We start from the raw sequence: 22,624 nt of genomic DNA, 5'->3' as shown, positions 1-22,624 counted from the left end.
GCTTCTGCGGCTCCCGCTTCCGCGGCCGAGCGGGACGCAGCGAGGACGGGGCCCACGCCCCCGGGCACGCGCGCCGGAGTCGGGCGGCAAGTCGGGATCGACGACGCCGGAAGGCGGACGTCTTCGAGCGCACCGCGAGCGCACCGCGAGCGCACCGCGAGCGCACCGCGAGCGCACCGCGAGCGCACCGCGAGCGCACCGCGAGCGCACCGCGAGCGCACCGCGAGGTCGCCGAAGAGGTGGGGGTGGACTTCCGCCGCGCCCCAGGAGGTCGCCGAGGTGGTGTGGCTCGCCGTGGCGGAGGCCGAGCGGCATCCCGAACGCCCGCCGGTGGGAGCCGCCGCCTGGCGCAGCGGGCCGGTCAGGCGGGGATGACCGGCGGCGGTTCGGGCTTCCGGCACGCGCGTCTGACCGCGCAGTCATGCGATATCGTTAAACCGCTTTAACAGCGGGGATAGGGGGATGGATGCCGCGCCGGGCCGCTCCTGAGGATGGTCGGCCTCGTCCCTCGACGATCCGGGACGTGGCCAAGCACGCCGGGGTGTCGGTGGCGACCGTGTCGCGGATCCTGTCGGGCTCGTACCCGAGCGCTCCCGCCACGCGCAGCAAGGTGATGCGCGCGGTCCGGGAGCTCGACTACGTGGCCAACGCGCACGCGCGGGGGCTGGCGGGGGCGCGGCCGAAGAGCGTGGCGATCGTGGTGAACTCGGTGGTGTCCCCGCATTACGCGCACGTGGCGCAGGGCGTGCAGGACCAGGCGGCGCGCGAGGGCCGGCTGTGCATCGTGGGCACCACGGGCGGGGACGCCGAGCGGGAGCTGGCCATGGTGCGGCTGCTGCGGGAGGAGCACGCCGAGGCGGTGATCCTGGTCGGCAACATGCCGATCGACGACGCCTACCGGGAGCGGATGGCGGATTACGCGCGGGCGCTGGCGGTGGCGGGGTCGCGGCTGGTGCTGTGCGGGCGCCCGGCGCTGGGCGAGGAGGTGCCGGCCATCGTGGTGGAGTACGACAACACCGGCGGCGCCCATGCGATCACCAGCCATCTGCTCTCGGCCGGTCACCGGCGGATCCTGTTCCTGGGGCGGCGGGCCGGTTACACGACGCCGGAGAGCCGGATCGCGGGCTACCGGGCGGCGCTGGCCGCGCACCGGGTGCCGCATGACCCCGGGCTGGAGGTCGACAGCGTGGTGATGGACCGGCGCGACGGCTACCGCATGATGCGGGAGCGGTTGGAGGCGGGGCCGCGTGACTTCACCGCGGTGTTCGCCGGGAACGACCTGATGGCGGCCGGGGCCAGGGCGGCGTTGCGGGAGCGCGGCCTGCGGGTGCCGGACGACGTGTCGCTGGTCGGCTTCGACGATCTGCCGCCGTCCGACGACATCGACCTGACCACCGTGCACGTGCCGCACGAGGAGCTCGGCCGTACCGCTGTGCGGCTGGCGCTGGACAGCGACACGGCTGGGACGAGCCGGCACGTGATGCTGGGCACGCACATCATCGTCCGCGACTCCGTCCGCCCTCTCCCGCCCGTCTGAGGCGGGAGTTAAACCGTTTACACCCACCTCGCCGAACCACCGAGGGTCGGCGCAGGTGGATGCCGTAGTATCCGGTTCATGTCCTCCCCCCTGCGCCTCCCGCCTGCCGACCCGCGCCTGTCCGGTTTCACCGGCTGGACCCGTGCCCACTGGGAGAGCGTGGCGGACCACCTGCTCGACTCCGTGGTGCCGTACGCCACGGACGGCTTCGCCCAATACCGCCTGCCGGGGCGGCCGAGCAGGTCGGGCACCGTCAGCGACGGGCTGGAAGGGTTCGCCCGCACGTTCCTGCTCGCGGCCTTCCGCATCGCCGGCGCGGGCGGCGACGTGCCGCCCGCCCTGCTGGAGCGCTACGCCGCGGGGCTGGTGGCCGGCACCGACCCCGCGCACCCGTACGCCTGGCCGCCCCTGGCGGACATGTCGCAGCCGCTCGTGGAGGCCGCCTCCATCGCGCTCGCGCTGCACGAGACCCGGCCCTGGCTGTTCGACCGGCTCTCGCCGGCGCAGCGGGACCGGGTGGTGGCCTGGCTGGCCGGGTTCGTCGGGCGGCGCACGCCGGACAACAACTGGGTGCTGTTCCAGGTCGTCGTGGAGCAGTTCCTCGCCGAGGTGGGCGGGCCGCACGACCCCGGCGAGATCGCCGGCGGGCTGGAGCGGATCGAGGAGTGGTACGTCGGCGACGGCTGGTACTCCGACGGCAAGGGCAAGAACTTCGACTACTACTCCGGCTGGGCGATGCACCTGTATCCGTCGCTGTGGGCGCGGATGGCCGGCGACGCCGTCCGCGGCCGGCTCTACGCGGAGCGCCTGCGCCGGTTCCTGGAGCACTACCAGCACCTGTTCGCCGCCGACGGCGGGCCGGTGCACCAGGGGCGGTCCCTGATCTACCGGTTCGCGACGGTCGCGCCGCTCTGGCTGGGCGCGCTGACCGGCGCCTCGCCCCTGCCTCCCGGGCGGACCAGGCGGATCGCGAGCGGCGTGCTGCGCCACTTCGTCGAGCGCGGCGCGCCCGACGAGCGCGGGCTGCTCACCTGCGGCTGGTACGACGCCTTCCCGCCCGGCACCCAGGACTACTCCGGCCCCGCCTCGCCGTACTGGGCCAGCAAGGCCTTCCTCGGCCTGCTCCTGCCGCCCGGGCACCCGGCCTGGACGGACGCCGAGGCGGCCGCGCCGATCGACGGCGCCGACCAGGTCGTGGCGATGCGCCCGCCGGGCTGGCTGCTGCACGCCACCCGCGAGGACGGCATCGTCCGGCTCGTCAACCACGGCAGCGACCGCGACCGGGTCCAGGACCCCGAGGGGCCGCCGGACCCGCACTACCTGAGGCTCGCCTACACCAGCCACACCGGCCCCGACCTCGGCGAGCAGGCGGTCGACGGGCAGTTCGCCGTCGTCTCGCCCCAGGGGGAGACCTCCCGGCGACGCCGCATCGAACCCCTCGCCGTGGGGGAGCGCTTCGCCGCCTCGGCGTACCAGGACGGGCCCGTCCGCGTGGTGACCGCCTCCGTGGTCGACGGCGCGGCCGAGATCCGGATCCACCAGGTCACGGCACCCGCGGGACATCAGGTACGCGACGGCGGCCACGCGGTGGCCGGTCGGCGGCCGCCCGAGGCTCGCTCCGGGGACACCTGGGCGCTGGCCCGGCGCGCGGACGGCCTGACCAGCGTGGTGCGCGGGCTGCACGGCTACACGGGAGCCGGCCTGGCGAGCGGGCACGGCGTGAACGCCTTCGGACCGCACTCCGCCACGCCGTACCTGATCCGTGACGCCCACCCGGGCGGGACCGCCGTGTACGTCAGCCTGGTCCTGCTCACGGCGGCCGAGCGGGAGCCGACGACGCCGGCGATGCCGGAGGCGCCGGAGGTGCGGGTGAACGGGGACGAGGTCACCCTGCGGCCGCCCGCCGGAGATCCGATCACGGTCCGCCTCGGCGCCGTCCCCGAGCTGGTCGAAGGGCATACCGCGACGTCACCCGCCGCCGGGGACGCCGATAGGATCGCCCGCCGCAGCTCAGAGGACTAGGGGCAGAGATGAACAGCATCGTCGTACCGGACGCGACCACCGCCGATCTGGGGCCGTTCGCCGCCAAGCCGACCTCGGTCGGCGGCGGGCAGCGGGAGGCGGCACTGGAGGCGTGGACGTCGGCTGACGGCAGGACCACCGCGGGGGTCTGGGAGTGCACGCCCGGCACGTTCACCGCCGTACGCGACGGCTACCACGAGGTGTGCCAGATCCTGTCCGGGCGGGCCACCATCGTCGGCCAGGACGGCACGACCCAGGAGGTCGGCCCCGGGAGCACCCTGGTCATGCCCGCGGGCTGGCAGGGGGAGTGGCACGTGCACGAGACCGTGCGCAAGACCTACGTGACCACCCGCCTCTGACCGGAAAAGGTAGTTCGCCCTGCGAATTATAAGGCATTTGAATGTTACCCTGAACGCGTGGAGAAGCATGATGATGAGGGCCGGATCGGAGTGGTCGCCGCGCTGGTGCGGTCCACGTTCCTGGTGAACGCCGTGTACGCCGAGTCCGCCAGGGAATACGGGCTCACCTCGCAGCAGGGCCAGTTGTTGTGCGTGCTGATGGCGCAGCCGTACGGCATGAGCGAGCTGGGCGCGACGCTGGGGCTGGCCAAGTCCAGCCTCACCGGCCTGGTGGACCGCACCGAGCGCAACGGCCTGGTCCGGCGCAGCCCGGACCCGCACGACTCGCGCGCGCTGCGGATCACGCTGACCAGGAAGGGTTCCGAGCTTGCAGCGGTGTTCTACACCGAGACCTGCAGGCGGATCGAGAGCCTGACGGCGGGCCTGGCCGGCGCCGACCGTGACACGCTCGCCGACCTGCTCGGCCGGGTCGTGCAGGACAACAAGGTCCCCATGGTCTTCCTGGAGCCCGGCGAGGGGGCCCACGCTTAGAGCCGCCCTCGGGTTGCAGTTCGTGTAGCGAACTAATATGGTTCGTAGCACGAACTCAACCTATTTTGTTGATCGGGGCGTGCAATCATGAGTCGTAAAGTGGTGGTCGTCGGCGGCGGTTACGGGGGTTCGGCGCTCGCCAAGGCGCTGGACGCCGAGGCCGATCTCGAGGTCGTCCTCGTCGATCCCCGGGACGCGTTCTTCAACACGGCCGGGTCGCTGCGGTCGGTGACCCGGCCGGAGTGGGGGAGCAACATGTTCTTCCCCTACAGCGGATTTCTGACCCGGGGCACGGTGATCCGCGACCGTGCGGTCTCCGTGGATCCCGGCGGCGTCACCCTGGCCTCTGGGCAGCGGGTCGAGGCCGACTACCTGGTCCTGGCCACGGGTTCCAGCTACACCTACCCGGCCAAACCCGTGGCCGACTCCACCGAGCAGGTCCTGGACGACCTCCGCGTGACCCACAAGGAGCTGGCCGGCGCCGAACGCGTGCTGATCCTGGGCGCCGGCCCGGTCGGCCTGGAGCTGGCCGGGGAGATCAAGGAGGTCTGGGCGCACAAGCACGTGACCGTTCTCGACCCGGCCGGGCAGCTGCTGCCCGCGTTCGAGCCGGAGCTGCGCCAGGACCTGCACCGCCAGCTCGACGAGCTCGGCGTCCACCTGCGGCTGGGCGCCCGGCTGGCCGCGCCGCCGGCGACCGAGCCGGGCCAGGCCGGGACCTTCACCGTCACCACCGCCGGCGGGGAGGAGATCACCGCCGACATCTGGTTCCGCGCCTACGGCGTGCGCGTCAACAGCGACTACCTCGCCGACGGCCGGCTCACCACCCGCACCCCGCAAGGGCAGGTGCGGGTCACCGAGACGCTCAACGTCCGCGGGTACGACCACGTCTACGCGATCGGCGACCTCACCGACGTGCCCGAGGCCAAGATGGCCGGGTACGCGATGCAGCACGCCGAGGTGGCCGCCGCCAACATCCTCGCCCAGCTGCGCGGCGAGCGGCCCACCGCCGCCTACCAGCCTCTGCCCCACCCCATGATCCTGCTCCCGCTCGGACCGCGCGGGGGCGTCGGCCAGCTGCCCAGCCCCGACGGCCCGGCCGTCGTCCCGGCCGAGACGGTGTCGGCGTACAAGGGCGCCGACCTGTTCACCGGCCGCTTCACCGAGCAGTTCGGCGCCTAAAACCTGATCATGAAATTCGAACCGAAAGGCAGAACCTTGTCCGGACACGACGTCATCTTCGGCTTCGGCGCGCACAGCGGCGTCGACGAGGCGCCGGACCTGCTGCGCATGGCCCAGCAGGCCGACCGCGACGGTCTCGACCTCCTGTCGCTGTCGGACCACCCCTACATCGGCAGGCGCCTGGACGCGTACGCCGCCCTCGGGTTCATCCTGGGACGCACGCAGCACATCGCCGGCCTCGTCAACGTCACCAACCTGCCGACCCGCCCCGCTCCCATGCTGGCCAGGACCGTCACGTCGCTGTCGGCGCTGTCGCAGGGCCGTGTCGTGCTGGGCATGGGCGCGGGCGGGCTGTGGGACCGGATCGCCGACATGGGCGTGCCCCGGCTGTCACCGGGCGCCGCAGTGGACGCGTTCGAAGAGGCCATCGTCCTGGTGAAGAAGCTGTCGGGCGGCGGCCCACCGGTCACCTACGAGGGCCGCCACTACCAGGTCCACCAGATCGAGCCGGCTCCCGTGGCCGGGCCGGCGGTGTGGACGGGATCGAACGGCGCGAAATCCCTGGCCGCGACCGGCCGGGTGGCCGACGGCTGGCTCCCCGGCCACGCGGCGGACTGGCTCAGCGAGCGCTACCGTACCTCGCGGCCGATCATCGACGAGGCCGCGGCGGCCGTGGGCCGGGACCCGCGCGAGATCCGTACGATCTACAACTTCCCGGGCCGCATCACCGACCGGCCGCTGCCCGCCACCCGCGACGGCGACGGCCGCTGGATCGGCGGCTCCGTCAGCCAGTGGATCGAGGAGCTGACGGGGGCCGTGCTGGAGCACGACGCGTCGGGCTTCATCCTCTTCTCGGCCGAGCAGGGCGCCGCCGACCTCGTCACCCTCGGCCGCTGGGCCGCGGAGATCGTCCCGGCCGTGCGCGAGGCGATCAAGGGCTCTCGAGGCGCGTGACCCTCGCAGAGGCTGCGAACTCCGCTCCCCGCACCCGGACTCCGGCGATCAACAACAGAACCGCGCTGCTGAAACCGGCCATCAGGAGCAGATACCACAGCATCCAGGCGAGCCTTCCCTCCTCCCATCCCGCGCAGCCGGCCAACAGGAAATAGGAGAACGCCATCAACGCCCAGTGAAGCGCGACCACCGCGACCAGCAGTGCCGCCGCAAGCCCCACCACCGTCCCGAGCCGCCGCTTCGACCAGGCGGCGACCGCTTCTGCTCGTTCGTGTACGCCACGCGCACACGAAGGTCGAGCCAGGTCTCATACACGTGGGACCACAGCGCGGCCAGGCCCGAAGCAGATCGTGGACGACATCTGGTCCGCCTCCTCCCGCGTCCCGTCTCCTCCTCGGGGGCTGTTCCACGCCTGGTGGGCGGCCTGGCTGATCGGCACCTGGGTGACCAACGCGGCCGGCCGTCTGCTGTTCAACGCCGACGAACTGGAGCCGCTGGCCGCCGCCGCGCGGTTCGACGTGGTGAGCATCGCGCTGATGCTCATCGCGGCCGTGCTGGCGATCGGCGTCATCCGCAAGATCACCGAGGCTCAGGAGGAACACCGCTCGGCGGCCACCGCCGGCATGCCTTTCGGCGGCCCCGGCATGCCACCCGTCGGTACGGGGCCCGGCGCCCCTGGCGGTCACCACCCGGGATACTGACGATCCCGCCGCGGGGCACCGACCGAGGGACCGGGTCAGGCCCTTCGCCAAGGCTCTGGTCGGGCCGGCGCTCCTTCAAGACTCGTCACAGCGTCGGGGCTTCTCCGGCGAGAAGAAGTCCGCGAGCGCCGTGGCCAGTGCCTCCGGAGCCTCCTCCGCCATGTGGTGCCCCGAATCGATGCCGTGTCCCCGCATATCCGTCGCCCATTCCCGCCAGATCACGAGGGGGTCGCCGTGGAGCTCCTCCAGGTCGTCCCGGAGCGACCACGAGACCAGCAAGGGACACGTCACCCGCCTCCCGGCAGCGCGGTCGGCCTCCTCGTCGCGCCGGTCCACGGTGAGACCGGCTCGATAGTCCTCGAGCATGGCCCGCACCACCTCGGGACGGCGGGTGGCCGCGCGCCACTCGTCGTAGTTCTCCCGCCCCATCCTGGCCGGGTCGCCGTGATACCAGCCGTCCGGATCGGCGTTGATGACCCGCTCCGGGATCTCCGGCTGAGCGAAGAAGAACCAATGCCACCAGCCGGCCGCGAACTTGGCGTTCGCTCGCCTGAGGTGCTCACTGATCGGGATGCAGTCGAGCAGGGCAAGGCGTACGACGGCGGCCGGGTGGTCGAGCGCGAGCCGCAAGGCCACGTAACTCCCGCGGTCGTGCCCCGCCACGGCGAACCGGTCGTGGCCCAGCGCCCGCATGAGACGTACCATGTCGCCCGCCATCGCGCGTTTGGAGTGGGCGGAGTGATCCGGACTCGGCGCCGGGCCGCGCGACCTGCCGTAGCCGCGCAGGTCCGGGCACACCACCGTGAACCCTTGCCGCACGAGGCGGGGCGCGACCTCGTGCCACGTGGCCGACGTGCGGGGATGCCCGTGCAGTAACAGGACGGGAAACCCTGCTCCGGAATGGCGGACGAACAACGACGCGTCGCCCACATCGATGTTCTCGCTCACGAACCCTTCGAACATGCGGCTGCTGCTTCCCCGAAGCGCGGCCGATGAACGCTAGGCAGTCGCTTGATGATCTGCCGTTCGCGCCGTCACGCTGCGCCAGCCGAAGGCGACCGCGCCGGTCAGGAGCGCCATCCCGGAAAGCACGCCGCTGACGAGCGGCACCCAGGCGACGGCGCCCGTCGAGGCCAGGAGGAGGCCGGCGACGCCGAGCAGGGTGAGGACCGCACCGGGTACGGCGATGCCCCGATCCTTCCAGATCGGCGCCAGGGCGATGAAGTGCACGCCGACCACGAACGCGACCCAGGCCACGTTGGCCTGCGCGGGAAGCCCCCAGGCGGCCAGCACCCGGAGCCCGCCGAAGAGCAGCAGCGCCTCGGCGGCGACGACGATCAGGTAACCGCGGCCGAACATGTTCGGCCGCGGTTCCCCGCCGCCGGTGTGCTGTCTTCGGGCCGCGACGAACCACATGGCGACCACGCTCGCGGCCGCCAGGCAGGCGGCCACCCGCAGGAGGTTCACGGTCAGGGCGTTCAGCGGGCTCTGCGCGTTGACGACGACGAAGACCGCGCCGAAGACCGCGCCGACCAGCAATCCGGTCATACGTTGCATGACGTTCATTGAAGTGGGGGCCGGATCCCGTCCGCAGGGGGGCTGGGGCGAGGACGGGGTAGTCCTGGCCCTACCCCGCCGCGCCGCGCAGGTAGGCGAGCACGGCCAGCACCCGCCGGTTGTCGTCGGCGGTCGCGGGCAGTTCGAGCTTGGTGAACACGCTGGCCACGTGCTTGCCGACGGCCGCCTCGGTGATCGACAGGGCCCGGGCGACGGCGCTGTTGGAACGCCCTTCGGCGATCAGCGCGAGCACCTCGCGCTCCCGCTGGGTCAGCCGGTGCGCAGGCTCGGTGATCTCTCTGGCCCTCGCCCAGGTCCGCTCGAACAGGTCGATGAGGGTCGTGATCAGGCTCTGCTGCCTGATCACCAGAGCCCCCGGCGCGTTGGGGACGGGGGTGATCCGGACGAACGCCACCGTACGGTCGAAGACGAGCAGTTGCTGGATCGGCTCGTCGATGACCCGGTGCAGGTCGCCGGCGGCGTGCAGTTCCCTGATCCGGGCCGCCTTGCGGGGGTCGTCCAGGACGCTCGCGTGGACGATCGTGCGCATCGTCATGCCGCGCCGCAGGGTGTCGAGCACGTGGAGCCGGCTCTTCTGCTCCTCGCGGCCGCGCTCCGTCGAGCCCACCGGGTGCATGGCGCGCAGCTCGCCGGCCGTGCGGACGGCCTGCGCGATCTGGTCCCGGACGAGCTCGTTGTCCTCCACCCGCTCGACGTCCACGGGGATGCCGCGCAGCTCGCCCACCACCTCCTCCAGCTGATGGGCAAGCCGGGCCAACGTCACGCTCTCGTCCACACGCCCCCTCATCCGACCGAACCGCCGTGCTGGGACATTCTCCCCGATTCCTTGGCGCCGCTTGTGGTCGGAGTTACAAGAGAGGTCCAAGTGATCCACAAGGCGGGCCGGAGAGCATGGTCCCTCTTCTGTGAAAAGAAAGGGACCCCCGATGAGAAGGACAGCGTTGCTGCTGGGTGCGGCGCTGCTCAGCAGCCTGCTGGCCGCCCCTCCGGCGCTCGCCGCCCCCGCGGTAAAGACGGCCGCGCCCGCGGGCAAGGCTGCCGCCCCCGCGGCCAGGACGGGCACGCCCGCGGTCAGGACGGCCGTGGCCAAGGTCAAGGCGAGCCCCGCCAAGCAGTCCGGCGCCTGCCCCACCACGGTCGGCTTCTCCGCCGTGGTCGCGGCCAAGGGCCGGGGAACCGTGCGTTACCGCTGGGTACGCGGTGACGGCAGCAAGGGCGCCATCAAGAGCTTCCGCGTCAACGGCACGCGCAAGGTGGTCGTGACCGACCGCCAGACGTTCGACCGGACCACCTCCGGCTGGCAGGCCGTGGAGATCCTCGGCAGGAAGGGGCTGTCGGCCAAGGGCCGCTTCAGCGTCGCGTGCGCGGGTCCCGTCGTGGTGTGGGACTCCGCCCACCCGCTGCCCGCCGGGCCCGGCAGGCCGCTGGTCGCCGTGGCCGACGTCACGGCCGGACCGGCGACCTATCGCGGCGCCTGCCCCACGACGGTGACGTTCACGGGCACGGTCCAGGTGTCGCGTACGCCCGCCAAGGTCGACTACCGGTGGATCGACAGCAGCACGGGGGAGGGCCGGCCCGAGTCGCTGTACTTCGCGGCGGGCGGGCCCCGTACCCGGCAGGTGACGCTGCCGCTGTCGGTGGGCAGCTCCACCGGCGGCTGGAAGGCCATCCGCATCCTCAACGCCGGCGGCCGCGACTCCGGCCGCGCCACCTACCAGGTGACCTGCTCCAGCACCCCCACCACGCCGCCTCCCACGACGCCCCCGCCCACCACGCCGCCTCCTACCACGCCGCCTCCCACCACGCCTCCGCCCACCACGCCTCCGCCCACGACGCCGCCTCCTACGACGCCCCCGCCCGCGCAGAAGCCGGTGCCGCAGATCATCGACGTCACCCCCGGCGACTACGAGGGCAGCTGCCTGGAGCCCGTCTCGTACCAGGCCACCGGCCGCATCGCGCTCCCCGCCGGTCCGGCGCGGAAGGTCACGTACTGGTGGATCCTCGACGGCGTCAAGTGGGCGCCGCAGACCGTCGACTTCCCCGCCGGCGACCAGCCCCGCACCCGTGACGTGTCCGCCACCTGGAGCCTCGACTCCGGCCGGAACGGCACCCACACGCTCGGCCTCGCGGCCGAGGGCGGCCCCGCCGAGCCGGTCGAGCGCAAGTTCGCCTTCACCTGCGTCGACGAGGGCGGTGACGCCAAGCTGACCGTCGAGTACATGCTGACCTCCCACTTCACCGGCCAGTGCGACGGCTCGTTCAGCCTGCGGGCGGACGCCATGGTGGTGACGGACCGGGAGGCCGACGTCAAGTACCGCCTGGTCGTCGACGGCAAGCCGGGCACGCTCAGGACCGACACGCTCAAGCCCGGCGTACGGAGCAGGATCGGCGACTTCTGGTACAGCAACACGAGGTCCAGCGGCTCCGGCGTGGTCCGCCTGGAGATCCTGAACCACAACAAGCCCGCCAAGCAGGAGCCCTACACCTGGACGTGCACGCAGCCCGACCCGTCGCCGGGCACGGTGCAGATCACCGAGATCGAGTCGGTCGGTTACTACGGGGACTGCGTCGCCGACCCGTACCTGACGGCCTTCGGCGAGTTCAAGGCTGCGGCCGGTACGGAGGTCAGCTACCGCTGGGTCATCGACGGCCAGGCCGGGCAGACCTTCACCCTCAAGATTCCCGAGAGTGGGGTCCTCGGCATCCAGGCGTTCAGCTGGAGCCGGCCGGCCAGGACCGACGGCACGGTCAAGATCGAGGTCCTGAACCACAACAAGCCGACGGCGCAGACCACCTATCCCATCCGCTGCGAGAAATGACACCCCGTGCGTGCCGTCGTCCACCCGGCGGCACGCACCCCGACCGCGCCGCCCGGCGCCCGTCCCGACCGCGCCGCCTGGTGTCCGTCCCGATCGCGCCGCTCGGTGCTCGTGCCGACCGTGTCGCGGGGTGCTCGTGCCGGTCGAGCGTGATCACGTCGAGCCGCCCCCGCACAGCCGCGCCCTGTCTGGACGCGCCCGCAGGGCCTCGCCGGCCGTAAGACGGTCGCACGTCCCCGGCCCGTGTGACGGTGGCACGCCCCGGACCGCGCCGCTCGCCCGGCCGTTGTCGTCCGTCGTGAGCCAGTCTGGAAGACGACAGCCCGCTAACAGAGGTGACCGTCGTGACTGACCTGTCCGGATTTCAGCACCCCCGCCTGGCCCGCGTGTACGTCGAGACCTCCGCCGCCGCAGACCAGCGCGGCGGCCGGGAGCACCGAAAACGGCTTCTCGACGGGCTGGAGGGCCGGGTGATCGAGATCGGCGCCGGCAACGGCCGCAACTTCGCCCACTATCCCAAGACGGTCAGCGAAGTGGTCGCGGTCGAACCGGAGGACACCCTGCGCCGCTTCGCCGAGGCCGAGGCCGCCTCGGCGCCCGTGCCCGTGCGGGTCGTGGCCGGGCACGCCGAGGCCCTGCCGGGCGAGGACCACGGGTTCGACGCCGCCGTGGTCTCGCTCGTGCTGTGCAGCGTGCCCTCGCCCCCGGCGGCGCTGGCCGAGATCGTCCGGGTGCTCAGGCCGGGCGGGGAGCTGCGCTTCTACGAGCACGTACGATCGTCCAACCCGGCGCTCGGCCTTTTCCAGGACGCGATCACCCCGCTGTGGCGGCGCATGGCCGGAGGGTGCAGCCCCAACCGCGACACGCTCGCCGCGATCCGGCGGGCGGGCTTCGCCGTGGACGAGGTCGAGCGGTTCGCCTTCGCGCCGCAGCCGCCCGTCCCCGCCCTCGCGCACCTCCTCGGGCGGGCTCACCGGACCACGTAGAGCACCCCGGTCAGGGGCGGACCGCGCCGAGCAGGCGGGTGCGCCAGTAGTCGTCCAGATTGACGACCTTGATGACGTCCCCGGTCTGCGGCGCGTGCACCATCTTGCCGTTGCCGGCGTACATGCCCATGTGCCCCAGCCCCTTGCTGAAGAGCAGGTCCCCGGGCTGCAACGCGTTCAGGGGGACGCGGCGGGCGGAGCCCCAGCTCCACTGGGTCCAGGTCGTACGGGGCAGCTCGACCCCCGCCTGCCGCCAGGCGGCCTGGGTCAGGCCGGAGCAGTCGTAGGAGCCCGGTCCGGTGCCGCCGAACCGGTACGGCTTGCCCACCTGGGCGAAGGCGAACTGCAGCGCCACGCGGGCGTTGCCGGAGGCCGGGCCCGTGTATTTGATGCCGGCGCTGTTGGGGTCGCCGGTCTTGAAGGCGCCCAGCCTGCGCAGCAGCTTGGTCTGCTCGGCGATCAGCTTCTCGATCTTGGACTTTTCGTCGCTGACCTTGTCACGCGCGGCGTCGGCCTCGGCCAGGGTGGTCTTGGCGTCGTTGCGCCGGTCGCGCAGTTCCTTGGTGGCCGCCTCGTAGGCGCGGATCTTGGCCGCCCGGGACTCGGTCATCTCCTGGAAGGAGGCCATGCTGTTGAGGATCGCCTGGGGATCGGCCTGGCCGGCGAACCGCTCCCACCCCCTGAGCCGGCCGAACTGGTAGTCGTTGACGGCCAGCCGGACGAGGTCGTCGCGCAGGGCGACGGCTCGGGCGTCCTTCAGGCGGAGCTCGGTGTTGAGGGTGCCGTACTTCTTCTTGGCCTTCTTGTACGCCTCCGTGGCCTGGTTGTACCGCTCGACCACCTGGTCGGCCTGCTCGTTCAGCTTCACGAGCTTGGCCCGGGCCTTGGCCGGCGACGGCTCGGCCACGGCGGCGCCGGGAGTGGCGGCCAGTGCGACCATGGACAGGGCCGCGGCCGCCGCTGTTCGTCCAAGCCTTGTCGGCAGGGCCACTACGACGCCTCCTCGTAAATCTCCAGAACCTGGGGCGAAATAGTACAGAAGTGAAAGGGCTGTCTGGCCTGTTTGCGGCATCGAAGATCCGGAACGGCGGGTACTACCTGGTGTTGGGCAATGATCACGCCGGTCCAAGGGGAGATACGCGCACCGCGCCTCCGGCGTTCAACGGCAGACCCATTCTGCTGGGGACATCTATTACTATGACTCATAGTTGTTCTGGGCGGTGATGTCGGTGGCTATCCTGGCGCGAATACCAAAGGTCGGCAGGTGTGAGGGGGGGAGCGCGTGGCACGGCGGTTGCTCCTGCCCGGCCTCCCCTGGCTGCTGCCCCTGCTGATCGCGTTCGGCGTGGCCGGCATGCACACGCTCGGGCATCTCGGCTCTCACCATGGTGGCGCCGTCACTCAAGGCTCGCACGTTCACGCCGCTTCCGTGGAGTCTTTCGGGATGGACCGGAGCGAGCCCGCGATCTGTTCGCGGGACGCGGTCGGGTTCGATCCGAGCGACGTGTGCCTGGCCGTGCTCACCTCGGCCGTCGCGCTTCTGATCGCGGTCGTCTGGGCCGCCATGCTCTGCTGGCGTGCGGGGATGGGCGGCTGGGGGTCCCCGGCGCGTACGGCGGCCAGGGCGCCGCCGCGCCGCCCGGCACCGGGTCTCGCAGTGCTCTCGGTGATGCGCATATAGGCCGAAATATCGGCGGACGGGCTGACAAGCCGGTCCGCGATGACGGCCTGCGTACCTCCATCACCGAAGGAAGACACCATGTTCACGAAGATGAGGATCCCGGCTGCCACGGCGGCGGCCGGAGCCGTGCTCGCGCTGGTCGCCGGGTGCGGTGGAGCCGGCAGCGGCTCGATGGGGTCGGACATGCCCGGCATGTCCAGCAGCGCGCCCGCCGCGACGACGGCGAGCACCTCGCCCGCGGCGGCGTTCAACGACGCGGACGTGATGTTCGCGCAGATGATGATCCCGCACCACCAGCAGGCGGTCGAGATGGCCGACCTGGCCGCGACCCGGGCCGCCGACAAGGAGGTCAAGGAGCTGGCCGCGAAGATCAAGGCCGCTCAGGACCCGGAGATCCAGACCATGAAGGGCTGGCTCACGGCCTGGGGCAAGCCGATGCCGTCCGAGGGCATGGACCACGGGATGGACCATGACATGCCCGGCATGATGTCCGAGGACGACATGAAGAAGCTGGAAGCGGCCAAGGGCGGCGCGTTCGACCGGCAGTTCGCCGACCTGATGATCGCCCATCACAACGGCGCGATCCAGATGGCGCGTACCGAGCAGGCCGAGGGCTCCAACGCCGAGGCCAAGGAGCTGGCGAAGACCATCGAGACCGCCCAGCAGGCCGAGGTCGCCCAGCTGCGCGAGATCCTCGACCGCCTCTGAGAGCCTCCCGGAGACGGCGGCCCGCCAGCCGCCCGGCACGGCTCCCCGTGCCGGGCGGCGGCGCGCCCCCAGGACCCACCGGCTACCGTTTCTGAGCGACGGCGGCGGCCAGCTTGGCCACCTCCGCGTCGTAGCCGCGGCGCAGGTCGATCGGCCGCCGGATCTCCGCGAACGGCGGCAGCTCCGCGTCGTCCAGCCGCACCGGGACGAAGCGGCCCGCCGACCCGTTGTAGACCTTGGTCAGCAGCGCCGCGTAGGCGTCCATCAGCTCGGCGTCGCCGACCGAGTTCCGGCTGAACAGCAGCGCTCCGTGCGCCGCCCCTTCGATGGCCTCCCCCTTGGCGACCAGCTCGACGATCCCCGGCCCGACGGACCACTCGGCGAAGAAGACGCTCAGGCCGTGCGCGGTCAGCAGCCGCCGGGCCAGCCGCCTGGCCGCGGCCGCGTCCGCCTCGACGTAGGAGAGAAACAGGTCGTACCGCTCCCCGCCAGGCCCGGCGGGGAGCTCTGCGGGGGGACTGCGGCGGAGCCTGGCCAGCCCCGCCGCGAGCAACGGCACGATCGCGACGACCCCGGCGACCGCCCCGATCCACTCCGGGATCACTCGCCCTGCTCCAGCTCCTTGTCCGGCTTCATGTCGCGCAGCCGCCCGAGCAGGTCGCGCAGCACCATCAGCGGCAGGTGGTCCCCGTCGCCCCCGGTCACGATCTCCGGCCCGTCCATGCGGGAGATGGCGTCCGCCAGCCGCAGCAGGGTGGCCCAGTCCGGCCCCAGCAGCTCTACATCGACCCTCTTGTCCGAGTTGTCGTGCAACCGCGCCGTGCGGGCCCTGGCCTCGTCGATCTGCTCCTCGATCGCGAGGAGGCTGTGGGTGATGTGCATCCGCCTGCCGCGCAGCTCCTCGTCGGCCGCCTCCTGCAGCAGGGCGTTGAGCTTGGGGTCCTCGGCCTCGACCGCGCCGAGGTTGGTCTGCAGCGCCTCGACGCCCCACTCCTCCAGCGCGCTGCGGACCTTGGCGGCGAAGGCGGTGCGGGTCTCGGCGTAACGCCTGAGGAACTCGTCGATCGTCCCCGCCATGGCCATGCCGCTGAAGTATCCCGCCACGGTCGAGCCGAGCACCCGCTCCACGAAGCGCTGCACGGGACGGGGATCGTCGTACACCCCGCCGAGCGGCGAGTTGCCCGTGCCGCCGAACTCGCTGACCAGCTTGGGCGCGGCCGTCTCCGGGATGCGCAGCGTCTGGTTCATGTCCACCTGCAGCCGGTAGCCCTGCACGTTCAGGACGATGCGGTCGAGCTCGGCGTCGTAGTTGCCGCGCTCCGAGTCGCCCTTGTCGCGCCATTCGAGGATCATCACCCGCGTCGGCATGAGCACGACCCGGACGAACCACGGGTTCAGGGCGAGGACGGCGCCCTCCTTGAGGGTCTCCTTCTGCACGCCCCTGGTGCCGCCGCGGGCCAGGAACTCCCACGGCCGGCGGAAGCTGCTGTGCCCCTCGACGGGCTCGCCCATGCCCGCGCTCTCGGCGCCGTCCAGCGTGACGACCACGCCCGTGTGGCCGATCGGGATCGTGACCTCCTTCAGGTGCGCGGCGGTCAGCCCGTCCTCGGTCTCGTCCACGTTGTCGACGGTGATGACCTTGAACAGCTTCGGGTTGATGTCGTACGAGGCGCCGCCGGGCAGCACCGCGAGCTGCCTGCCCTGCTCCCCGCCCGAGTCGAGGAAGGCGGCGCCGTCCTGGAAGTTGTCGCACTCGACGTGGCAGCCGAACGGCCGGTCGGCCGGCGCGATCCGGCCCGCCAGCGCGTGCACCAGCCCGACGGTGCCGCGCGGCACGTACGTGCGCGGCACCATCTCGACCGTGAAGAGCCTGGTGTTGATCAGGTAGGTGGTGTCGCCGTCGAGCGTGGCGACCTGGTGGCCCTGCTCGCCGCCGTTCAGCAGGAACGCCTGGCCGTCCTGGAAGTTGTTGCACTCCTTCACGTACCGTCCGAGCTTCCTGCCGCGCGGCCTGGGCTGTCCCTCGTGCGCCTCGACCAGCCCGATCATGCCCGCGGGCACGTGGACGCTCTTGACGTACTCCACCGAGTACAGGCCCGGCGGCAGCCACGTCACCCGCCCCGGCGCCAGCGTCCTGGCCTGCACGCCCTTCGTGTTGCCCGGAGCCACCCGCGGATAGGCCGTGTCCTTGCGCCCGAGCCGGCGGGTGACGACGCCGACGTGGTGCTCGGGCACGGACACGCGCCCCGCGAGGCCGACGTATCCGGCGGCTGCCACCAGCGCCAGGAGGGCGACGGCGAATGTGATCATATGTTTTCCTTCCACGCGCGTAACCTGAGATGGACGGCGAGGACAGTGGTGGCCCACTGCTCGTACCAGTCGAAGAACTTCTCGTTCTGCGGGTTGCGGAGGGTGGGGAAGAAGCCGGTGTAGGCGGGCTGGGCGGCGAAGTCGCGGTAGTGGCGCGGCATTTTGGCACGTTCCGATTCGCGCCAGCCGTAAGCGAGCTGCTGCCGCATGAACTCGACGTCCAGCCCCCTGCGCACCTCGGCCAGTTCGGCCTGGGCTCGCAAGCCGTGCCTGCCGTGGGTGTGCCCGGCCCAGAGCGCGTCGATCCCGCCCAGCAGCTCGTACGGCAGGGCCGCGCCGTCGCGCTCGGCCAGCCAGCCCTCCTCCAGCCGGTCGGCCGCCTCCAGCAGGATCAACGTCGTCAGCAGGTCGGCGTGCCGGTGGTCGCCGGCCTTGAGCAGGCCGTCCAGCCTGGCCAGCGAGGAGGCGGCCGGCAGCCGCAGCGCGCGTACGGGCGGGCTGGCCAGCGGGGCGGGCAGCAGGCCGCCCGCCTCCAGCGGCTGCCCGGCCGCGTGCGCCCGGTGCAGGCGCCGCAGGATCGCCAGCTCGTCCGCCCCGAGCGGCCGGCCGTCCCTGGCGTCGATGTACCAGGTGTGGGCCAGGTGGTAGTTGCGCCGGCCGTGCAGGAGGATCGGGATGAACGGGCGGGCGTGCAGCTCGCCCTCGATGATCATCCGGGTGATGTCGTCGGAGTCCTGCGACGGCGGCGACATCAGCACGATCACGCCGACCGCGTGCCGCAGCCGCCGCCTGATCTCCCAGAACTGCAGGTCGCCCGGCTCCAGGCTGCCCAGCCACCACACCGGCAGGCCCGCGCCGCGAAGCTGCAGCACCAGCCTCAGCGCGTAGTCGTGGTCCGCGCCCACGTGGCACAGCACGAAGCTGTCCTGCTCGGGAGGGATCAGCGGGCGCGGCGGCGACGGCAGCGCCGCCTCGAGGTTCTCCCTGGCGGCGCCCTCGTACTCCCGGCCGGTTGCCCGCCGGGCGAGGATGTCGACCAGTTCGTCCACTTTGGCGTCGTAGTCGTCCCCCTCGACGCCTCTGAAGTCACGCCAGACCCGCCCCCTGGTGAACGCGGGCGGCCCCGCGTCGCCGATGAGCACCGGGATGAACCGGATGCCCCTCTCCATCAGCGCCGCGTGCTCCTCCATCGCCCTCGGCGAGCGGAACAGCGCCGGGCTGACGACGGCGACGCAGGCCATGGAGTCCCTGATCGCCTTGTCCAGCCGGTGCAGCACCACGTCGCCGGGCAGGACGTCCCACTCGTCGAAGAAGACCGTCAGCCCGCCTGCTATGAATTTCCCGGCCAGAGCCCGCGCCCAGGCGGCGTCCTCGCCGGCGTAGGAAACGAATACGTCGATCAACGTCAGCTCCTTCTCGGACAGATTCAACGCCTGCGACCAGCGCCGGGGGAGTGGCCGGCGATTATCCGTACAACTCCGTACGCGGCCGGTTACCATGACGGCGAGCCGGGCCTGAGGAGGCGCTCGTGCAGGAGCAGTCACTCATCACGACCCGCGAGGAGTTCGGCCAGGCGCTGACCCGGCTGCGCGAATCGGCGGGGGTGTCGGTGCGCCAGGTGGCGGCCAAGGTGGGGGCCGACATCGCCCCCAGCACGCTGGGCGACTGGTTCGCCGGGCGCGGCCTGCCCTCCCTCTCCTCCCGCGACCTGCTGGTCGAGGTCCTGCGGGTGTGCGGGGTGAGCGACGACGCGGCCGTCGAGCAGTGGCTCAACGCCTGGCACCGGGTACGCCGCGCGCCCGGCCGGCGCCCGGCGGGGCCGGAGCCGTACCGGGGGCTGGCGGCCTTCGAGACCGAGCACGCCGAGTGGTTCTTCGGCCGGGAGGCGCTGACCGCGCAGCTCGTCGCCGGCCTGACCGAGCCGGGCCTGCGGCTCGTGGTGGGCGCCTCGGGCTCGGGCAAGTCCTCGCTGCTGCGGGCAGGGGTGGTCCCCGCGCTGGGCCGGAGCGCCGCCGTGTTCACGCCGGGGCCGCACCCGATGGCCGCGCTGGCGCGGCAGCGGGGCGAGGTGCTGATCGTGGACCAGTTCGAGGAGGTCTTCACGGTCTGCGAGGACCAGGACGAGCGTACGAGGTTCGTCGCGGCGCTGAGCGAGGCGGCCGAGCGGGCGGTGGTCGTGGCCGGCCTGCGCGCCGACTTCTACGGCCAGGCGATGCGCCACCCCGAGCTGCTCGCGGCGATGCGCTCCGGCCAGCTCGTGGTCGGCCCGATGCGCGAGGAAGAGCTGCGCGCCGCCGTCGTGGAGCCCGCCCGCAAGGCCGGCATAGAGATCGAGAACGGCCTGGTCGAGCTGCTGCTGCGCGAGGTCGCCCCGGCCCGCGCCGACGGGGAGGCGCACGAGGCCGGCACGCTGCCGCTGGTCTCCCACGCCCTGTACGCGATGTGGCGCGAGAGCCAGGGCAGGCGGCTGACCATCGCCGACTACCGCAAGGTCGGCGGCATCGGCACGGCCGTGGCCGACAGCGCGGAGAAGGTCTACCTGGGCCTGAGCGAGCACCGCCAGGAGCTGGCCAGGAGGCTGTTCCTGACCCTCGTCCACGTGGCGTCCGACACCGCAGCCACGCGCAGGAGCATGACGCTCGCCGAGGTCCTCGCCGACCACGACCCCGCCGTGGCGGCCGAGGCGGAGGACGTTCTCGACCGCTTCGTGGCCGAGCGCCTGATCACCGTCGACCTCGACAAGGTGCAGATCAGCCATGAGGCCCTGCTCACCGCCTGGCCCCGGCTGGCCGGCTGGCTGGAGAGCGACCGGGCGGGCCTGGTCGTCGGCCGCGACCTGGCCGAGGCCGCGGCGCGGTGGGCGCAGGAAGGCCACGACCCTGGCGCGCTCTACCGCGGCTCGCGGCTGGCCGTGGCCCGCCTCTGGGCCGAGGGCGCCGGACCGCACGCCGCGCCCGGCCCGCAGGCCAGGAAGTTCCTGGCGGCGTCCGTCGAACGCCAGGAGGCGGAGGCCGCGGCGCAGCGCCGCGGCACCCGGCGGCTGCGCCGGCTCGTGGCCGTGCTGGCGGCGCTGCTGCTGCTGACCACGGCGGCGGTGGTGGTCGCGGTACGCGGGCAGCGCGCCATCATCGATCAGCGCAACACGGCGCTATCGGCGCTGTCCGGCAAGGTCGCCAACGAGTCGGTCGCGCTGCGGGCCGGCAACCCGGCGCTGGCCGCGCAGCTCGCCCTGGCCGCCCAGCGGCTCCGGCCGAGCACCGAGTCGCGCGGCGCGGTGCTCAGCACGCCGGCCAACCCGTACGCCAACGTGCTGAACGCCCACGCCGGCGCGGTCTACGCGGTGAACTACAGTCCCGACGGCAGCCGGCTGGCCACGGTGGCGCTCGACGGCACGCTGCGGATGTGGGACGTGAGCGATCCGCTGCGCCCGGCCGCCCTGTCGTCGGTGGCGGGCGACGCCAAGGGCCTCGCCGCGGCCGCCTTCGCGCCGCGCGGGGAGCTGGTGGCCACGGCCGGCAACGACAACACGGCCGACCTGTGGGACGTTCGCGATCCCCGCCACCCCGTGGTGCTGGCCACGATGGGCGGGCACAGCATGGGGATCATCGGGGTGGCCTTCAGCCCCGATGGGACGATGCTGGCGACCGCCTCCTACGACGCCACCACCCTGTTATGGAACGTTACGAATCCCCGCAAACCGTACCTGCTGAGCACGCTCAAAGGCGCCCCGAAGGGGCTGTCGGACGTCGCCTTCAGCCCGGACGGCCGGACGCTCGCCGTCACCGCCTTCTCCAACGACGTCATGCTCTGGGACATCGCGGACTCGCGCCACCCCGAACGCCTGCCCGACCTGCGCGGGCACACCAAGGCGGTGCTGGCGGCCGCATTCCACGGCGACACCCTGGCCACGGGCGGCTTCGACAACACCGTACGGCTGTGGGACCTGCGCGATCCCCGGCACGGCAGACACCTGGCCACGTTCTCCGGGCACGAGAACGGCGTGGTCGCCATCGACTTCAGCCCCGACGGCCGCTCCCTGGCCACCGGCAGCTACGACCGCACGATCCGGCTGTGGGACCTGACCGACCTGCACGCCGACCCGATCGTGATGACCGGGCACTCGAACACCGTCTACACCGTGCGCTACAGCCCCAGTGGCCGCGTCCTCGCCTCCGGCGGGCGCGACGACACCGTACGCGTCTGGGACCTGGGCCGGCCCGTGCTCGGCGGCCACCGCGGCACGGTCTACACGCTCGCCTACAGCCCCGACGGCCGCCTGCTCGCCACGGGCAGCCATCCGGTGATCAAGATCTGGGACGTGTCGGGCGATCCCCGCCCGCTGGCCACGCTGACCGGGCACGCCAACGGCGTCACCGCCGTCGCCTTCGCCCGCGGCGGCACGCTCCTGGCCAGCGCCGACCTGGACAGCTCCATACGCCTGTGGGACCTCACCGATCCGGTCCGCCCCCGGCTCCTGTCCGAGACGGCGGCCGGCATCGGCAACATCTTCGCCGCGGCCATCAGCCCCGACGGCAGGAGCCTGGTGGTGGCGGGCGAGCAGTTCGACGTGTACGTCTGGGACATCTCCGACCCCGGGCACCCGGTACGCCGGGCCGTCGCCAAGGGCCACGAGGACGCCGTCAACGCCGTGGCCTTCAGCCCCGACGGCCGGCTGCTGGCCACCGGCGGCGGCGACCGGACCATCCGGCTCTGGCGCACCGCCGACCTGGCCCCGCTCGGTGTCGCCGGCGGCCACGGCGGCACGGTCTACTTCCTCGCCTTCGACCGTACGGGCACGCTGCTGGCCAGCGGCAGCGGCGACCGCACCGCCCGGCTCTGGAACGTGCGCTCCCTCGACCGGCCGATCGCCGTCCTGCGCGGCCACGCCGACAGCGTGCAGTCGGTGGCCTTCAGCCGCGACGGCCGCACGCTGGCCACCGCCAGCGACGACCGGACCGCGATGCTCTGGGACCTCGCCGACCCGGCCCGAGCGACGCCGCTGGCCACGCTGACCGGCCACCTCGGGCAGGTCAACAAGGCGGCCTTCAGCCCGGACGGCACCACCCTGGCCACGGTGTCCGGCGACTCGACCGCCCGCCTGTGGCCGGTCGACCCCGGCGCCGCCGCCCGGCGCATCTGCGCGCTGGCCTTCCCGCCGATCACCCCGGCCGAGTGGCACCAGTATCTGCCCGACGTCCCCTACGACCCGCCCTGCCCCGCGGACGCCGCCACCGGCCGCGCCCCCGCCGGCTGACC

20 protein-coding genes are annotated in these 22,624 nt (G+C 72.4%); 12 read left to right on the top strand and 8 right to left on the bottom strand.

Annotation, left to right across the window (positions count from 1 at the left end; all coding sequences use genetic code 11):
* Positions 1 to 523: 523 nt before the first annotated feature.
* The 6 genes from HD596_RS50610 (at position 524) to HD596_RS50585 (ending at position 6,585) form a co-directional block, all read left to right on the top strand.
* Positions 524 to 1,537, top strand: coding sequence for a LacI family DNA-binding transcriptional regulator (locus HD596_RS50610; protein ID WP_221519980.1), 1,014 nt, complete (start codon positions 524 to 526; stop codon positions 1,535 to 1,537).
* Between the two features lie 78 nt (positions 1,538 to 1,615).
* Complete coding sequence (locus HD596_RS50605; protein ID WP_185076461.1) at positions 1,616 to 3,559, top strand: DUF2264 domain-containing protein; 1,944 nt, start codon at positions 1,616 to 1,618, stop codon at positions 3,557 to 3,559.
* A gap of 8 nt (positions 3,560 to 3,567) precedes the next feature.
* The gene (locus HD596_RS50600; RefSeq protein WP_185076459.1) at positions 3,568 to 3,918 is read left to right on the top strand and encodes a cupin domain-containing protein; all 351 of its coding nucleotides are present in this window, start codon (positions 3,568 to 3,570) and stop codon (positions 3,916 to 3,918) included.
* A gap of 57 nt (positions 3,919 to 3,975) precedes the next feature.
* A complete protein-coding gene (locus HD596_RS50595) occupies positions 3,976 to 4,449 on the top strand; it encodes a MarR family winged helix-turn-helix transcriptional regulator (protein WP_313046675.1) in 474 nt (157 codons plus the stop codon).
* Positions 4,450 to 4,536: 87 nt separating this feature from the next.
* Positions 4,537 to 5,631, top strand: coding sequence for an NAD(P)/FAD-dependent oxidoreductase (locus HD596_RS50590; RefSeq protein WP_185076457.1), 1,095 nt, complete (start codon positions 4,537 to 4,539; stop codon positions 5,629 to 5,631).
* A 9-nt stretch (positions 5,632 to 5,640) separates the two neighbouring features.
* Complete coding sequence (locus HD596_RS50585; RefSeq protein WP_246555439.1) at positions 5,641 to 6,585, top strand: LLM class flavin-dependent oxidoreductase; 945 nt, start codon at positions 5,641 to 5,643, stop codon at positions 6,583 to 6,585.
* Here the strand turns inward: HD596_RS50585 and HD596_RS50580 are convergent.
* The gene (locus HD596_RS50580) at positions 6,563 to 6,808 is read right to left on the bottom strand and encodes a hypothetical protein (RefSeq protein ID WP_185076455.1); all 246 of its coding nucleotides are present in this window, start codon (positions 6,806 to 6,808) and stop codon (positions 6,563 to 6,565) included. The two genes, HD596_RS50585 and HD596_RS50580, sit on opposite strands and share 23 nt — an antisense overlap.
* Positions 6,809 to 6,935: 127 nt before the next feature.
* On the opposite strand from HD596_RS50580, the gene HD596_RS50575 reads away from it, so the two are divergent.
* Complete coding sequence (locus HD596_RS50575; RefSeq protein ID WP_185076453.1) at positions 6,936 to 7,286, top strand: DUF4328 domain-containing protein; 351 nt, start codon at positions 6,936 to 6,938, stop codon at positions 7,284 to 7,286.
* Positions 7,287 to 7,361: 75 nt separating this feature from the next.
* Here HD596_RS50575 and HD596_RS50570 read toward each other — a convergent pair whose 3' ends face one another.
* The 3 genes from HD596_RS50570 to HD596_RS50560 all read right to left on the bottom strand — a co-directional run bounded on the left by HD596_RS50570 (position 7,362) and on the right by HD596_RS50560 (position 9,651).
* The gene (locus tag HD596_RS50570; RefSeq protein WP_185076451.1) at positions 7,362 to 8,249 is read right to left on the bottom strand and encodes an alpha/beta fold hydrolase; all 888 of its coding nucleotides are present in this window, start codon (positions 8,247 to 8,249) and stop codon (positions 7,362 to 7,364) included.
* A gap of 36 nt (positions 8,250 to 8,285) precedes the next feature.
* Positions 8,286 to 8,834, bottom strand: a complete 549-nt coding sequence (locus tag HD596_RS50565) for a hypothetical protein (protein ID WP_221519979.1) — start codon at positions 8,832 to 8,834, stop codon at positions 8,286 to 8,288.
* Positions 8,835 to 8,913: 79 nt separating this feature from the next.
* Entirely contained in the window at positions 8,914 to 9,651 is a 738-nt protein-coding gene (locus HD596_RS50560) for a helix-turn-helix transcriptional regulator (RefSeq protein WP_246555438.1), read from the bottom strand.
* A gap of 139 nt (positions 9,652 to 9,790) precedes the next feature.
* On the opposite strand from HD596_RS50560, the gene HD596_RS50555 reads away from it, so the two are divergent.
* Together HD596_RS50555 and HD596_RS50550 are read left to right on the top strand one after the other, a co-directional pair.
* Positions 9,791 to 11,683 (top strand): hypothetical protein, encoded by a 1,893-nt coding sequence (locus tag HD596_RS50555; RefSeq protein ID WP_185076447.1) that lies wholly within the window; start codon positions 9,791 to 9,793, stop codon positions 11,681 to 11,683.
* 344 nt (positions 11,684 to 12,027) lie between these two features.
* Positions 12,028 to 12,669: a class I SAM-dependent methyltransferase gene (locus tag HD596_RS50550; protein WP_185076445.1), complete on the top strand. Its 642-nt coding sequence runs from the start codon at positions 12,028 to 12,030 to the stop codon at positions 12,667 to 12,669.
* Between the two features lie 10 nt (positions 12,670 to 12,679).
* Here HD596_RS50550 and HD596_RS50545 read toward each other — a convergent pair whose 3' ends face one another.
* Positions 12,680 to 13,660 (bottom strand): C40 family peptidase, encoded by a 981-nt coding sequence (locus HD596_RS50545; protein WP_313046672.1) that lies wholly within the window; start codon positions 13,658 to 13,660, stop codon positions 12,680 to 12,682.
* A gap of 291 nt (positions 13,661 to 13,951) precedes the next feature.
* On the opposite strand from HD596_RS50545, the gene HD596_RS50540 reads away from it, so the two are divergent.
* Both HD596_RS50540 and HD596_RS50535 read left to right on the top strand, forming a co-directional pair.
* Positions 13,952 to 14,350: a DUF6153 family protein gene (locus HD596_RS50540; RefSeq protein ID WP_185076443.1), complete on the top strand. Its 399-nt coding sequence runs from the start codon at positions 13,952 to 13,954 to the stop codon at positions 14,348 to 14,350.
* 78 nt (positions 14,351 to 14,428) lie between these two features.
* Positions 14,429 to 15,058: a DUF305 domain-containing protein gene (locus HD596_RS50535; RefSeq protein WP_185076441.1), complete on the top strand. Its 630-nt coding sequence runs from the start codon at positions 14,429 to 14,431 to the stop codon at positions 15,056 to 15,058.
* An 82-nt stretch (positions 15,059 to 15,140) separates the two neighbouring features.
* On the opposite strand, the gene HD596_RS50530 is transcribed toward HD596_RS50535, so the two are convergent.
* From HD596_RS50530 to HD596_RS50520, 3 genes are read right to left on the bottom strand one after another with little or no spacing between them, the layout of a single operon-like run.
* Complete coding sequence (locus HD596_RS50530) at positions 15,141 to 15,662, bottom strand: toll/interleukin-1 receptor domain-containing protein (protein WP_185076439.1); 522 nt, start codon at positions 15,660 to 15,662, stop codon at positions 15,141 to 15,143.
* Positions 15,659 to 17,368: an SPFH domain-containing protein gene (locus tag HD596_RS50525; protein WP_185076438.1), complete on the bottom strand. Its 1,710-nt coding sequence runs from the start codon at positions 17,366 to 17,368 to the stop codon at positions 15,659 to 15,661. Before HD596_RS50525 ends, HD596_RS50530 begins: the two co-directional genes overlap by 4 nt.
* The gene (locus HD596_RS50520) at positions 17,365 to 18,771 is read right to left on the bottom strand and encodes a TIR domain-containing protein (RefSeq protein ID WP_185076437.1); all 1,407 of its coding nucleotides are present in this window, start codon (positions 18,769 to 18,771) and stop codon (positions 17,365 to 17,367) included. The genes HD596_RS50525 and HD596_RS50520 overlap by 4 nt, the downstream gene beginning before the upstream one ends.
* 125 nt (positions 18,772 to 18,896) lie before the next feature.
* Between HD596_RS50520 and HD596_RS50515 the strand changes: the two genes are divergently transcribed.
* On the top strand, positions 18,897 to 22,622 hold the full coding sequence (locus tag HD596_RS50515) for an nSTAND1 domain-containing NTPase (RefSeq protein ID WP_185076435.1): 3,726 nt from the start codon (positions 18,897 to 18,899) through the stop codon (positions 22,620 to 22,622).
* Positions 22,623 to 22,624 lie beyond the last annotated feature (2 nt).

Source organism: Nonomuraea jabiensis, assembly GCF_014204795.1.
Taxonomy (GTDB): Bacteria; Actinomycetota; Actinomycetes; order Streptosporangiales; family Streptosporangiaceae; genus Nonomuraea; species Nonomuraea jabiensis.
This window is presented reverse-complemented; position numbering and strand designations above follow the sequence as displayed.